The organism is Bacteroides sp., from assembly GCF_030151085.1.
Classification (GTDB): Bacteria; Bacteroidota; Bacteroidia; order Bacteroidales; family Bacteroidaceae; genus Bacteroides.
Window position 1 is genome coordinate 1 of record NZ_JASLER010000057.1, and the last position, 15,172, is coordinate 15,172.

At 40.7% G+C, this 15,172-nt stretch carries 10 protein-coding genes and 1 pseudogene; 10 read left to right on the forward strand and 1 reads right to left on the reverse strand.

The window, feature by feature from the left end; translation table 11 throughout:
* Positions 1-171, forward strand: a pseudogene (locus Q1W14_RS12050) (class I SAM-dependent rRNA methyltransferase); the annotation flags it as partial.
* Between the two features lie 296 nt (positions 172-467).
* The gene (locus Q1W14_RS12055) at positions 468-716 is read left to right on the forward strand and encodes a hypothetical protein (protein WP_300701771.1); all 249 of its coding nucleotides are present in this window, start codon (positions 468-470) and stop codon (positions 714-716) included.
* Between the two features lie 429 nt (positions 717-1,145).
* On the opposite strand, the gene Q1W14_RS12060 is transcribed toward Q1W14_RS12055, so the two are convergent.
* Positions 1,146-3,383, reverse strand: a complete 2,238-nt coding sequence (locus Q1W14_RS12060; protein ID WP_300701772.1) for a hypothetical protein — start codon at positions 3,381-3,383, stop codon at positions 1,146-1,148.
* Positions 3,384-4,474: 1,091 nt separating this feature from the next.
* Here Q1W14_RS12060 and Q1W14_RS12065 point away from each other — a divergent pair.
* The 8 genes from Q1W14_RS12065 to Q1W14_RS12100 form a co-directional block, all read left to right on the forward strand.
* Complete coding sequence (locus Q1W14_RS12065; RefSeq protein ID WP_300701773.1) at positions 4,475-5,725, forward strand: nucleoside permease; 1,251 nt, start codon at positions 4,475-4,477, stop codon at positions 5,723-5,725.
* A gap of 16 nt (positions 5,726-5,741) precedes the next feature.
* Positions 5,742-6,323: a bifunctional nuclease domain-containing protein gene (locus Q1W14_RS12070; protein ID WP_300701774.1), complete on the forward strand. Its 582-nt coding sequence runs from the start codon at positions 5,742-5,744 to the stop codon at positions 6,321-6,323.
* 6 nt (positions 6,324-6,329) lie between these two features.
* Entirely contained in the window at positions 6,330-7,028 is a 699-nt protein-coding gene (locus Q1W14_RS12075; RefSeq protein WP_300701775.1) for a 16S rRNA (uracil(1498)-N(3))-methyltransferase, read from the forward strand.
* Between the two features lie 23 nt (positions 7,029-7,051).
* Positions 7,052-8,602: a DUF4836 family protein gene (locus Q1W14_RS12080; protein WP_300701776.1), complete on the forward strand. Its 1,551-nt coding sequence runs from the start codon at positions 7,052-7,054 to the stop codon at positions 8,600-8,602.
* A 110-nt stretch (positions 8,603-8,712) separates the two neighbouring features.
* Positions 8,713-9,357 carry an ATP-binding cassette domain-containing protein gene (locus Q1W14_RS12085; RefSeq protein WP_300701777.1) on the forward strand — a complete coding sequence of 215 codons (645 nt, stop codon included), beginning with the start codon at positions 8,713-8,715 and terminating at the stop codon, positions 9,355-9,357.
* Positions 9,358-9,374: 17 nt separating this feature from the next.
* Positions 9,375-10,589: an ABC transporter permease gene (locus tag Q1W14_RS12090; protein WP_300701778.1), complete on the forward strand. Its 1,215-nt coding sequence runs from the start codon at positions 9,375-9,377 to the stop codon at positions 10,587-10,589.
* A 37-nt stretch (positions 10,590-10,626) separates the two neighbouring features.
* Positions 10,627-13,467, forward strand: a complete 2,841-nt coding sequence (locus tag Q1W14_RS12095; protein WP_300701779.1) for a two-component regulator propeller domain-containing protein — start codon at positions 10,627-10,629, stop codon at positions 13,465-13,467.
* Between the two features lie 126 nt (positions 13,468-13,593).
* A partial coding sequence (locus Q1W14_RS12100; RefSeq protein WP_300701780.1) for a glycoside hydrolase family 2 TIM barrel-domain containing protein occupies positions 13,594-15,172 on the forward strand: 1,579 nt, incomplete at its 3' end.

Genomic DNA, 15,172 nt, shown 5'->3' on the forward strand with positions numbered 1-15,172 from the left:
TCTCAAGCCGTCAGCAAAGAGAATTTCCGTACTGCCGTATTCACTGCCGCTGCTATAGCTGGTCGCAGTGTACGCATCCTGCATCAACTTACACAACCTGCCGATCATCCGGTAAATATCTATCACCCGGAAGGAGAATACTTGAAGGGACTGGTTCTGTATGTAGAATAAAGTAACATACATCAGGTTATCAGCTTTTTAGCAATATTTTCAGCAATAATCGTGGTTCTTTCGCACATGCATTTAGGGTTCACAAGGTTCTTTAGGAACCTACTTTCCCCGCGACATTTCTTTTTTAACGTGAGTTCGATGCATTCGCAGAGTAACTTAATTGAAGGTGTGTCATAATGTAGTACTATCTCAATTCGGGTCATATTGTTTTCTTGGGGATTAATATAGTTCAAGATAATCCTACGTAAAGAAGTTCGATATAAGAAATGATGTAAAATTAATAAGAAAGGAGCATTATGAAAATACAATTTAGAACAGGTAGATATCTAAATCAAATCTACTTTTTGCCATTTATCAAAATTTATCGAAGCAGAGATTATACTTCATGGAAAAGATTTTCAATAGAAATAGGCTTCTTATGTTGGGCAATCGGGTGGTTCTTTGCTTTTGTACCTTACTGTGATAGATGTGGAGTTTATTTTAAAGAAGAATGTACATGCGATGATGATTTGCTTGATTTAGATGATGATGAATATGAAGATTAACGTATAATAATAAATATATACGCATACCCTCACCAATCAGCACAAAATATCATAGCATTAATGGTAAAAGGGTCTGAGTTTTCAATGTATAAACAAACTATATACCGATAATCCCAACAGAGAGCCTCTGACTTTCAATATCTGAATCACGCAGCCTGCATTTCAATATTAAATATCTATTGTAACTATTCAGCCTAAAATTATATCATTTCTATAAAATTGAAGTAATATTCGTGATAGTAGCATTGCATTTAGTCATATTTCTATCCATTATGATATATCTTATATGTTACACAATCAACTATCACCTTATGAAGATTTTTATATATCTGATTATCAGTAAATATTTAGGCTGAATGGTTACATATCTATTACTTATTTGTCAAACAAAACTAAATTAGAGGAATTTATTTAAAGCTTTAGTTACATTTATACAATAGCATATTTCATTTTAAAAGAATCTAACCGTAAATTAAACGATTTAAGCTTCGTTAATATAAAATCCTCATTAAACATAGGATAAAAGCAGTTGAAAAATTCTTGGACCATAGAATTCTCAGAATGATTAAGCTTACGAACCATGCTTATGGATCTACCCAAAAAAGCGCAAGAAGAACTGTTCATTCCTTTTATTAACTCAATTGCATCAGGCGCAGGGTTTCCCCATATTGGACAATTAATCACATCCTCAATTGCATCTGACGCTGCACTAATCAGATACATATCATTAATGGCCGATTTTGAATCCGGAAAGAGATCATTAATTTTATAATTAATCTCATTAGGCTCAACATGATCCTTAGGTGATTTATTGGTCTCACAACGTACAAACTTTCCTATACTTCTAGCCCAACTTGTCACCACATCCACTTGTCCCGGGGTCAATCCTTCATCGTCTTTCTTTTCAGGGTAACCTATAATTAGTTCAAGGTCAGTATCTCTTATAAGATTATAATTTCCCCCATATATTACTACTTCCATCTCTTTAAGCGGTGGAGTTACGGCCAGCCCATACAAAAAATTTAATAAGGCTCCTGCACAACAATTATCGCTATCTGAAAATGTCATATCTAATGCTTTATCTAATGTTTTATCTATCATTTCAATAACATCTTCATATTCCGGTAAATTTACGCCCCCTTTATAACGAATTCGACTTGAATTATTTTTGACAAAATTAATTGATAGTGCTACATGGATTGCACCGTACCCTGTAGAATGACCAATTCCAAAAGTATCTTCATCCCAAAAGCCGAGATATCCATAAATAGGAAATTCAGAAAAATCCATCTTTTTCCCGGCAGCACGTAGGTCCTTGTCAACTCTCCAAGCCGGATAAGCCGCCGATCTATTTTGCAGTTTCATAGCGTTACTAAGGTCAAGAATAGAAAATTTATCACTACTATCTGGATTATCATCTCCCCTCTTCTCATGTATTTCACTATCATTTGGACCGTCAATCATCTCTTGAATATTAACCTTCTTTTCAATTTGGGCTATCATACTTTGATAATCCCATTTTTCCACGGGATGGTCATCTTTAAACCATGTGGCGTAAGGAATACCAATCCAGACTTTGCATTTTTCCTTTAAATACTTTTCAAAGTCAGTAATCACCGTTGCTACTTCTAGGGGGGTAATGGTAGGCTTTGCGTTCTTAATTAGTCCTGCAAGGTTAGGATACTTCTCATTGAAATTCGAAGCAGACTGAGGAAGAATATGTTGCCCCGCCTCTAAAATATCAGGAGCATCCCCGTTAGAAGGAACTTGGCATGCTAATGACAGTTTATTTATACGTTCTACAAACGAAGTGTCAACTTCAAAATAATCAGTTCTATATGAATCTGATTCCCCATTAAGATATTCATAGAATGCTAAAGATGTAAAGCCACATACATCGCTAGGAGTAAACGTAATATTTCCATACGTTGCTAATGGAGCTGCTATTTGGCGGACGTCATTTTTATTTAAAGCCAACACACGTGTTTTTAACTGATTAACCAGCATATTTATACAAGTATCACAAGGGATAGCACTTCTTGTAGTCATATCCTTTATTATCGGAACTACTTCTTTAAGTGGCAAAACATTTTTTGCATAAATTTCAATAGGATTATCACTACATAAGACTTTAGCTTTATCAACTACATCTTCATCATTAATCTTTGATTTTATTAGTTTTTGGAAATGATCTATAAGATGCGTGGCAACGACCGGAATAAGTTGTGGTATAGTTTGTTTTAACGTTACACATTCAGATAAAGTATTTATAGTAGAACTTAATAATAGAGCATTATAATTCGCATCATCAATGGATTCAGATGCATATACCCCTGCCAGAGATAATAACTGCCGTTCCAAATACACTTGTAACTCCATTAATTTGAGAGGATGATATGTTTCGCACATATCCTTTTCAGCCAATCTAAGATCCGGACGTATATTACTGATAATGGTCATACACATATCTATAAATGTTTCAACACCTATCTTTTCCCTCTGCACCACTCCCCCATTTATAGCACTTATAGTCGAAGCCAACTTCTTAAATTGCACCCGATTATCCGTAAAAGCAAGCGTATCTGTATGCTTTTCTCTGCTTTGCAGAGTTGAAGAAGCAAAAGGAAGAGTCTTGACCTCAGGCTTAGATACTATTTGTTTTTCCATAATAGCCCATTATTTTATCATAACAACGTCGCAATATACCAAATAATTATGAGAAAAGATTATTTCCTACACTATTATATGCCATCATCATGCCCTATAGCATACCTTCTAATTTCACTTCCGCAATTAGTGATCCAAACACACTCTTACAATCCCTTCTGCCCCTCGCTTTTATGAAGCAACTCCCCCTCAAGCCCCCTTCTATATACACAGCGGTTTCAATCCCTATTCATTACTGATTTTCGTACCTTTGTTATAAAGATATAACCCGCTAAATAATGAGTTATCTATTATATCACGTTACGTATGAACCAAGTTTTTGGTTCTTCGTCACTTTAGGTGCAGCTATTTTTCTTCAACACTCCTATCCATCGGCGTTTCATGATGTTTTAATTCATATCAATAAACCAATATGAAATTTTGATCTAAACGTACTTCAATCTCTCTATAGATCAAGCTTTGAAAATATACAGGTTGCACCTAAAGTGACGAAGAGCCATGCATCGAACTCACGTTAAAAAAGAAATGTCGCGGGGAAAGTAGGTTCCTAAAGAACCTTGTGACCCTTTTGAACCTTAAAGGGGAAATTTCCCCCCGACGTTTGCTCTTGAAACCTCAGGCATTTGCTCTTGAAATCCCAGGCATTTGCTACTGAAACCTCAGGCATTTGCTACTGAAATGCCAGGGAATTCAGAAGTAAACGCCCGGCAATTATCCCTGAAACTCCACACTATCCCCATACCATCCCTCACTCCCAACTGAAAGAAAATGGAGGAGTAGTCATCGCTAAAGATACCTTCAGCGCCCTTTATATCTTAATTATAGTTAACAAAAGAAAGATTTTAGTCATATTACTATGTTGTATAACATAAAACTTTTACATTTGCACTGTGTTTTTCATGGTATTAGATTTAAGGTTATGAAGATTGGGTGTCTGGGATAGATACCCTTCTTTTTTTATATACCCGTATGAATACTTTTTAATATACCGATATGAATGCTTTTTTCCTCTGTTAACATCGACCTTTCCGAGAATTTACCTACATTTGCCTAACTATTTTTTTAGAAAAACACATAATAAAGAAATATTTATGAGTATAAAGTATCGTTTAATCATTATGAACTTCCTACAATTCTTTGTGTGGGGAGCGTGGTTGATTTCATTGGGTGGCTATATGGGTAGAGAACTCCACTTCGAAGGTGGGCAAATCGGAGCAATTTTCGCAACGATGGGTATTGCCTCATTAATAATGCCTGGTATCATAGGTATCATAGCCGACAAGTGGTTCAATGCCGAACGATTGTACGGACTTTGTCATATTGCCGGTGCCGCCTGCCTTTTCTATGCATCTACAGCTACAGGATATAACCAAATGTACTGGGCCATGTTACTAAACCTATTGGTTTATATGCCGACCTTAGCCTTGGCTAATACCGTATCTTACAATGCATTGGAAAAACATCATTGTGATTTGATCAAAGACTTCCCTCCCATTCGCGTTTGGGGAACTATCGGATTTATTTGCGCCATGTGGGCTGTAGACCTCACCGGATTCAAGAATTCGAGCGCCCAGCTTTATGTGGGTGCAGTTTCTGCCTTACTGTTGGGATTCTACTCATTCACTCTTCCTGCATGTCCCCCTGCAAAATCAGAAAATAAATCAATGCTTTCTATGTTCGGCTTGGATGCATTAGTGCTGTTCAAGAAGAAAAAGATGGCTATCTTCTTCTTTTTCTCCATGTTGCTGGGAGCCGCATTACAGATAACAAATACGTATGGAGATCTTTTCTTAGGCAGTTTTTCCAGTATACCGGAGTACGCCGATTCATTCGGAGTAAAACACTCGGTCATTATACTATCCATTTCACAAATGTCCGAAACACTGTTTATTCTTGCCATCCCCTTCTTTCTGAAACATTTTGGTATTAAGCAAGTTATGCTGATCAGTATGTTCGCCTGGGTATTCAGGTTCGGCCTATTTGGTTTCGGAGATCCCGGTTCCGGTTTATGGATGCTTATTCTTTCAATGATTGTATATGGAATGGCATTCGATTTCTTCAACATTTCCGGCTCTTTATTTGTTGAACAAGAGACAAGTTCTTCGACTCGCGCCAGTGCGCAGGGACTGTTCTTCATGATGACCAACGGACTAGGAGCCATAATCGGAGGATATGCCAGTGGTGCAGTGGTAGACGCCTTCTCTGTGTATGCAGATGGTAAAGTATTGAGCCGTGAGTGGACAGATATCTGGCTCGTCTTTGCAGCATACGCATTAGTAATCGGAATCCTGTTTGCCATTGTATTCAAGTACAAACACCGTCCCGTAACTGGCAAGGACTGAAGATAAAAATAGAGTTATGGACAAAAAGAAAGTTGAACTACAAGTATTGAATATATCTAATAGCCAGGCGCAAGTTGGTGCATACGCCTTGGTATTGGCCGAAGTGGACGGAGAACGTCAACTTCCGGTAATCATTGGTGCTTCCGAAGCCCAAACAATGATTATCGAGTTAAAAGGTATCGTACCACCACGCCCATTGACTCATAATCTTTTTGCCTCCGTACTCGAGGTACTGCATGTAGAGCTATTGCGAGTGCTTATTTACAAAGTAGATAACGGCGTTTTCTACTCTTATCTTTATATGAAAGCTGATGAAACCGTTCTTCGCATTGATGCCCGCACCAGCGATGCCGTAGCCCTTGCCATAAGAATGAGTGCGCCTATCTTTATTTATGAAGATATTCTGGAAACAGAATGCGTAAAAACCGGAGAGAGTGCCACCAGCATCATCAACCCTAATTTCGCTAATGACGGTTTAAAACAAGAAGATGCTTTGGACATTCTAAAAACAGCTCTGGAAAAAGCAGTGAAGGATGAAGACTATGAGCGTGCCGCCCTCCTGAGAGACCAGATAAACCAACGTAAAAACAAACTATAACACCTTATGCACGTATTCTACACACCTGATATACAAACCCAGCCCGAGTTACCCGAAGAGGAAGCTTCACATGCCGTACGCGTCTTGCGTCTTCAGCCAGGCGATGAAGTGATGCTGACCGATGGTACAGGCAACTTCTATCGTGCAGAAATAAGCACCGCTTCCCATAAGCGCTGCCTCCTGAATATTATAGATACTATTCCGCAGGAACCTCTATGGAGTGGGCATCTGCACCTTGCTATGGCACCTACCAAAAATATGGATCGCACGGAATGGTTTGCCGAGAAAGCTACTGAAATAGGTTTCGACGAGCTGACATTCCTGAACTGCCGCTTCTCGGAACGTAAGGTTATCAAAACGGAACGTATTTCTAAAATACTGATTTCCGCCATCAAGCAATCGCTCAAAGCACGTCTGCCCAAGTTGAACAAGATGACGGACTTCAACAAATTTATCACACAACCTTTTAAAGGACAAAAGTTCATAGCTCACTGCTATGAAGGAGAAAAGCCTTTGCTGAAAGACATCGTCCGCAAAGGTGAAGATGCACTGGTACTTATTGGTCCCGAAGGCGATTTCAGCGAAGACGAGGTAAAGAAGGCTATAGAAAACGGCTTTACTCCTATTAGTCTGGGAAAATCAAGGTTGCGAACGGAAACAGCTGCACTAGTTGCCTGCCACCTCCTGAATTTACAAAATCAATAAACATTCATCAAAACAATAATGATATGAAAAAAAGTCTATTCTTCCGTCTTTCGGTACTTGCAGTGCTGATTGTATTTGTAAGCTCTTGCTCCCAAAAGGCAGAGTACACCAATGCCATTCCCGCCAACGCAACTCAGTTAGTGTCCATCAACCTGAAGTCATTGGCTGATAAATCCGGCATCAACGATAAAGAAAACAAAGAAGCGTTGAAGAAACTGACAGATGCTATGAAGAGTGGTATGAATGCCGCTACCTTCCAGCAACTGGAATCTGTGATGAAAGATCCTTCCAAATCGGGTGTGGATGTAACCGCTCCGATTTATCTTTTCAGTGCTCCGACCTTTGACTATGCTACTGTAGTAGCCAAAGTAAGCAGTGAAGACGATCTCAAAAATTTCCTTGAAGTAGCACAGAAGGAACAAATAAGCAGTGCTATCGCAAGTGGCGACGGCTACAGCTATGTAACCATCGAAGGACAAGCCTTACTGGCATTCAACGCCAATACATTTATGATTGTGAACAGCAAAAATCCTGCTAATCTTGATAAAGTAAAAGAAGGGATCGCCGCCTTGCTGAAGCAAACTGAAGCAAACAGTATCATCAACAATCCTGCTTTCAAGAAGATGCAAAAAATGAAGGGAGATGTCAATATGTTCCTTTCGCCTTCCAGTCTGCTGGGTGCATATACCAAGCAAATGAACTACGGTCTGGCTAAGGACATCGACCTGAAAGACCTGATAATGCTGGGTAGTCTCTCCTTCGAAAAAGGCAAAATAGAAATGCAGATTGAGAACTTTACAGAGAATGCCGAACTGAAAGCAATGTTCGAAAAGCAAGTAAAAAGTACTTGTCCTATCGAAAACACGTTCCTGAAATATTTCCCGAAATCTACAGTAGCACTGCTCAGTGTAGGTATCAATGGCGAACAGATGTACAATTTGTTGCAGGAGAACGAACAATTCCGCAACGAGTTTTCGATCACAAAAGCTGCCGAGGTAAAGAATCTGTTCAGCACTTTCCAAAACGATCTCACCATCGGGCTTATCAACGTAACCATGAGCAATGCACCTTCTTTCCTTGCATACGCCAGTGTTAAAAGTAATGCCGCCCTGAAAGCTCTCTACGAAAAGAAGGCTGAACTGGGATTGAAAAAAGGAGAGGACATCGTGAAACTAAGCGAAGATGAATATGTCTTCAAATCACGTGATATTAATATTTTCTTTGGTGTACGCGACAAGCAAATGTATGCCACCAATGATGAATTGCTGTACAAGAATATCTGCAAAACCGTTGATCCTTCACTCAAAGATACAAACTTTGCATCCGGATTGAAAGGCAAACGCTCTGCCTTCGTAATCAATGCAGAAGCTGTTCTCGAGTTGCCGCTCGTCAAAATGATGGCCGAATACGGCGGAGCTGAATATAACACCTATTATACTCTTGCCAACAATATTTCTTATCTCGAAGCAGTAGGTGAAGACAACAACGCCATTATCACCTTGCAATTGAAAGACAAGAATGTAAATGCACTAAAACAGATTGTAAACTTTATCAAGGAGTTTGCAGGAATGTAAAAATAGTGATTAGTGGTTAGTGATTAGTGATTAATTGGCTGCGCAATTATGCCGCATAGTAATCACTAATCACTAATCATTAATCACTAAACACTATTTACTATTTACACATGAACAGCATTCATCTCCAGCAGACCTTGCCTCAAGTTTTTGCTGACCGTGATGCCATCACTTCGGACGTATGGCATCAAGATATATTATTCTGCAAAGGGAAACGTTACTTGATAGAAGCAGCTTCGGGTACCGGAAAATCTTCTCTTTGCAGTTTCATTTACGGCTATCGCCGTGATTACCAAGGTATCATTAATTTTGATGAACGAAATATTTGTTCACTCTCCATCAACGAATGGGTGGAAATACGCAAACACTCCCTCAGCATCCTATTCCAGGAACTACGTATCTTCCCCGAACTTACTGCCTTCGAGAATGTACAGCTAAAGAACCGGCTCACCAATTATAAAAGGAAAAAGGATATCCTCGCCCTTTTCGAAGCTCTTGGTATCTCTGATAAAGTGAACGAGAAAGCTGCCAAACTTTCCTTTGGTCAACAACAACGGGTTGCCTTTATCCGCAGCCTTTGCCAGCCTTTCGACTTCATTTTTCTAGATGAACCCGTCAGCCATCTGGATGATGAGAACGGAGCTATCATGAGTAGGATGCTTACAGAAGAAGTAGAGCGCCAAGGAGCAGGTATTATTGTGACTTCAATTGGAAAACATATAGAACTAGAATATGACTTTAGCTATAAGTTATAACTAACAACTACTATACAATGAACAGACTTGTTTGGAAACTTCTTCGTCAACATATCAGCATCGGACAGCTAAGCGGCTTCTTTCTTGCCAATCTCTTCGGAATGATGATTGTATTGCTGAGTGTACAATTCTATCGCGATGTACTCCCTATCTTTACAGAGGGAGACAGCTTTATGAAGAAAGATTATATTATTGCTACGAAAAAGATAAGTACCCTTGGCAGTTTTGCAGGTAAAAGTAATACTTTTACGAATGATGAAATAAAAGAGTTGAAAAGTCAGCCTTTTACGAAAAGTGTAGGTGGCTTTACTCCTTCACTATTCAAGGTATCCGCAGGGCTAGGAATGCAAGAAGCAGGTATTCATCTCTCTACGGAGATGTTTTTTGAAGCTGTACCTGATGAATATGTAGACGTCAGCCTGGAGAAATGGCACTTCGATGAGAATACACATTCTATCCCTATTATCATTCCCCGCAATTACTTGAATCTTTATAACTTCGGTTTTGCACAAAGCCGCAGTCTGCCCAAACTTTCGGAAGGGTTAATGAGCTTGGTACAAATGGATATCATGATGCGAGGTAACGGACGGGTAGAGCAATACAAAGGGAATATTGTAGGTTTCTCCAACCGTCTGAACACAATTCTTGTTCCTCAATCGTTCATGGACTGGGCTAATAAATCGTTTGCTCCCGACCAGGAAGCGCAGCCTTCCCGACTGATTGTAGAGGTCAATAACCCAACTGATACCAAAATAACCGATTACTTTCAGAAACATAACTACGAAACCGAAGGAGATAATTTGGATGCTGGCAAGACGACTTACTTTCTTCGCCTTATTACCGGTATCGTATTGGGAGTAGGTCTTTTCATCAGCATCCTTTCTTTCTATATATTGATGTTGAGTATCTTCCTGCTCCTTCAAAAAAACACCGTAAAATTGGAAAATTTACTGTTGCTAGGCTATAGTCCGACACGAGTAGCACTGCCTTACTATATTCTTACAGCAGGGCTGAATGTACTTGTTTTATTTCTTGCCATCGGAAGTGTGATGTGGATTCGCTCTTACTATACAGATGTAATCCAAGCTCTCTTCCCACAATTGGAAACGGGATCTTTATTACCTTGTATTATTATAGGTTGCATACTGTTCCTTGCAGTCTCCTTGCTGAACATATTAACAATACGAAAGAAGATTATGAGTATATGGAAAGGACACGTGCATCAAAGTTGATGCACGTGCTTTCAAAGAAAATGAGTAGAAACACAGCATGAAAAAAGTCGTCTCCTTTTTGTTAACCATCCTATCAGCTTTATACTATAATCCTTGTTTTGCACAAGAGATTATAGCCAAACCCATGCCTTTCTTCTCAGACCTGACTTCCAACGAAATTTGGGATATCTTCCAAGATAACACAGGTTATCTATGGATAGGCACATCCAACGGAGTAGCCCGATACGACGGGTATCACCTCCAAACTTTCCGAAACGATTATCGTTCCCCTCACTTACTGACGGATAATCATATATCCGATTTTGCCGAAAACGATGCATACGTATGGATCGGCACACGGAAAGGACTGAACTTATATGATAAGAAGACCTTACGGATGCAGCCTGTCACCGACAAAGAGCTTTGTCAAAAGAATATAGAATGCATTGTCTCTGCAAAGAACAGGCAAGTTTGGGTTGCTGCCGAAGGTGTTATCTACCGTTGCGACTCTCTTGGAAACGTCCTCCGGAAGTACCCCATGCGTGAAATCTTAAATATAAGAAGTACTTCTCCCGTCATCAACAGCATCTATGAAGACAAATCCGGTACTATATGGGCATTGCTGGGTGGAAACGGAATCTGCAAATATGATATAAAGAAAGATACATTCACCTTCTTCCCGGGTATGATAGATATCGACTATTTCATCATGTTTCAGGATAAGAATGGAAGATATTGGATTGGTTCTTGGGGAGATGGTTTTTGGAGGTTTCAACCCGATTCGAAGAAAGGAGAGTACTTCATCTCTTGCCCCATTATAAACCAAAAGAGCAAGAAGAGCGAAGAAATGGTATACAGTATTGTGCAAGACGACTCGTTCAACTATCTCTGGGTATTGTCGTACAATGAGTTGTATGCACTGGACGTAACGGACGAACAGAAAATCATCCCCATAGATATAGAAGACAAAGTAGATACTCACAAGATGTACACCCGTATCACGAAGGATCGTGAAGGCAATTTGTGGTTAGGTTCATACGACATGGCCAATCTGGTCAGTTTCGACCATTCGGGCATTCGCCATTATTCGGTGCCGCAGCTCAAGAAAGACTTCGGCTGGGATACCAATATCCTACATTTGTGCATTGACGAGGAAGAGGTAGTTTGGCTCAGTCAGGATCGACTCGGTCTTTGCCTCTACAATCTGAAAAAGGATGAACTGATTTACGCCAATCTTTCGGGGAAAATACAAGAAATCAATCTGATGATGAAATCGTATCGACGGATGGCGGTATGGATTAGTGACCGCAATCTACCTCACATCATGCGATTGGTTCGTCATGGCAATTCGCTGGTCACAGACTATGAATTAACGCTGAATTCCATCCAAAAGAACTGTGGAAGCGTCACCCAATTACTGGAAGATGCAGCAGCCAATCTGTGGGTAATGACCGAACACAACCTGTTCATAATACCTGCAAATCACAAGACTATCCTATGCAAGGCACTCGACCAAATAGATGTGTCCCATCTGTCAATGGATCAAGCAGGGAATATATGGGCCATTTCAACTTCAAACCATATCCTACGGTTGCAACTGGACGATGAGTTGCACATCCAGCAACAATCCGCCCCATTCTCCACTACCCCGGAAGAATCTGCCCAATTCTCGTGCATCGACTACGAAGGTTGTTTGTGGATCGCTTCTTCATCGGGACTTATCTTTAAGTCGGACAAAGGAAAAGACAAATTCAAGTTAGTATCGTTTGATGGAGCTTTGGACGACTGCACCATACTGAAAATGTTGATAGACAAGCAATATTTGTGGATTGTTACCAATAAGAAAATACTGAAATATAATCTTCGCACGGAAACATTCCTTGATTATGCCACGACCGACCCTAATATCAGAGTCCATCTATTCCGTGGACAAGCAGCTTGTTCCGACGGTGCAAGAGGTATCTATGCCGGAGGACACAACGGATTTATCCATATTGACGGCAAGGAAGAAACACTCCTGTATGCTACAGAGACCACTCCCGAAGTAACTGACATCAGAGTAAATAATCAAAGTATCTTCTTTGAAAAAGAGCTGTCAAAGGAGAAAGAGGCATCAAGAAATACCATCCAAAAAGTATTCCTATCTCCTAATGAGCGCAATATAGAAATTTTCCTATCCTCCTTAGAATATGGTTTGCAGGAGAAAAAACGCATTGCCGTGATGCTGGAGGGAGTAGACAAAGACTGGGTTTATCTCAATGCGGACAAACATTCTGCTTTCTATAATAAGTTATCCAAAGGCACTTACAACTTCCGCATAAAATATGCCGACGAAGCCAATAACTGGACCGAATGTGCTTCCCCGCTTGTCATTGTACAACTACCTTCCTGGTATGAAACCTGGGTGGCCTATACCATCTATTTTCTACTTGCCGCAGGTATGGCTTACTGGGCGCAACGCTATTACCTGAATCTGCTAAAGAAGAAAAATGCCATCAAACTAAAAGAAGAATTATCGCGCGTCATGGATCTTTCCACTCAGCCGAAAGCTGCCGATAAGAGATTCCTACAACAGATAGCAGATATAGTAGAAGCGCATTTGGAGGAAAGTGAGTTCGACCTTGACCGGCTATCCAAAGAACTAAATATGTCCAAATCGACTTTGCATCGCAAGATGAAAGCAATAACCGGATTGACTCCGTTGGACTTCGTTCGAAATATAAAAATGAAGCAAGCTTGCCGGATGCTCACCGAGCATGAACTATCCATTTCTGAAATAGCATACTCATTAGGTTTCACCAATCCCAAGTATTTCACAAAATGTTTCAAAGAAGAGTTCGGAACAACCCCTACCGAATATCAATCTTCTCCTCATCCCATGGAAGAAAACAGGGGTTAAAATCCTGTCAACAGGGTACCAAATCCTTGCATGATATGATTTTGCCACTTTTATGCCGCTATTTACTCCCTTAAAAATGAGGGGTTAGCATTTTCTTTGTCCGTGTTTCATCAACAACTAATAAACATGAAGAAGACAAAGAAATTGCTATCGTTCTGTATCCCCGCACTCTATTTGCTATGTACAGGAAATCTCTATGCTTCCGATCGGGAAGTATTATTTAATCAAGGATGGAAGTTTCATCTGGGTAGCGCAGCAAATGCTGAGCAACCTACCTATAATGACGGTCAATGGCGTATCTTAAACTTACCGCACGACTGGAGTGTGGAACCGGTTGCCCAACAATGTTCCGGAATCACTATAGGTCCTTTTTCCAAATTAAGTGAAAAGCGTTATCCTGCCAATCAGCAGATGGGCGGTGGTGCATGGGATGTAGGACAAACCCTCGGAGGCGAAGGTTGGTATAGAAAAGAGTTTACTCTCACCAAAGAAGATGCCGGCAAATGCACCACCCTTTACATTGAAGCTGCCTCCTCGCAATCGGAAGTATGGATTAACGGTAGAAAAGCCTACTTTAATGCCTACAGTTACACGCCCTACCAAATAGATATCACCAATTACCTGAATGCTCCCGGCACTCCGAACCTGATCGCCATCAAAGCCGTAAACAACGGGCATAACAGCCGTTGGTATATCGGTTCCGGTCTTTTCCGTAATGTATGGCTTATTACAACCGATCCGGTGCATCTCAACAAGTGGGATACATTCATTGATGCTTCCCGCCTGGACAAGAAGCAGGCACAAGTGCATTTCTCCACCCTCATTCATAATAAAAAGGACCATGCAACCAGTGGAAACGTTACGTTGAATGTCTTTAGTCCGGACGGAAAAGAGGTATATCAATCCACCTACGAAACCAATCTGACTGATAATACAGCCGTTGAAGCCACTTTCTCTCTGAGCAATCCCAGGTTATGGTCGGTAGATGCTCCAAACTTATATACAGCAGTACTTACGCTGAATGCAGATACTAAAGAATGCGATAAATTAACGATACCTTTCGGTATACGTACCCTCTCCTTTTCTGCCGATAAAGGCTTCTTGCTCAACGGTCAGCCGATGAAACTGAAAGGTGGATGCCTGCACCATGACAATGGTTTATTAGGTTCTGCCGCTATAGCCCGCGCAGATGAAAAGAAAGTAGAACTGCTGAAAGCCAATGGTTTCAATGCCGTGAGATGCTCGCACAATCTGGCTTCGGAGAACTTTCTGAATGCTTGCGACCGTCTGGGCATGCTCGTCATCCACGAAACATTCGACCAATGGTTATCTCCCAAACGACTGGAAGACTATCACCAGTATTTCAACGAATGGAGCGTCAGCGACCTCTCCGCAGGAGTCCGCCGCGACCGCAATCACCCTAGTATCATTCTATGGAGCATCGGTAACGAAATACCCGACCGTGCCGATGAAGCAGGAATCCAGGCTGCACACCGACTGATTGAAACCGTACACAAATATGACACAAGCCGTCCCATCACTGCCGGTGTAAACTGGTTTTGGGACCGCCGCCAGTACAAATGGGAAGAAGACTCCCACCGTGCCTTCGATTATCTCGATGTATCGGGCTATAACTACATGTGGGATCGTTACGAAAACGACCATGCCGCCCATCCCGAGCGCATCATCTACGGTAGTGAATCCT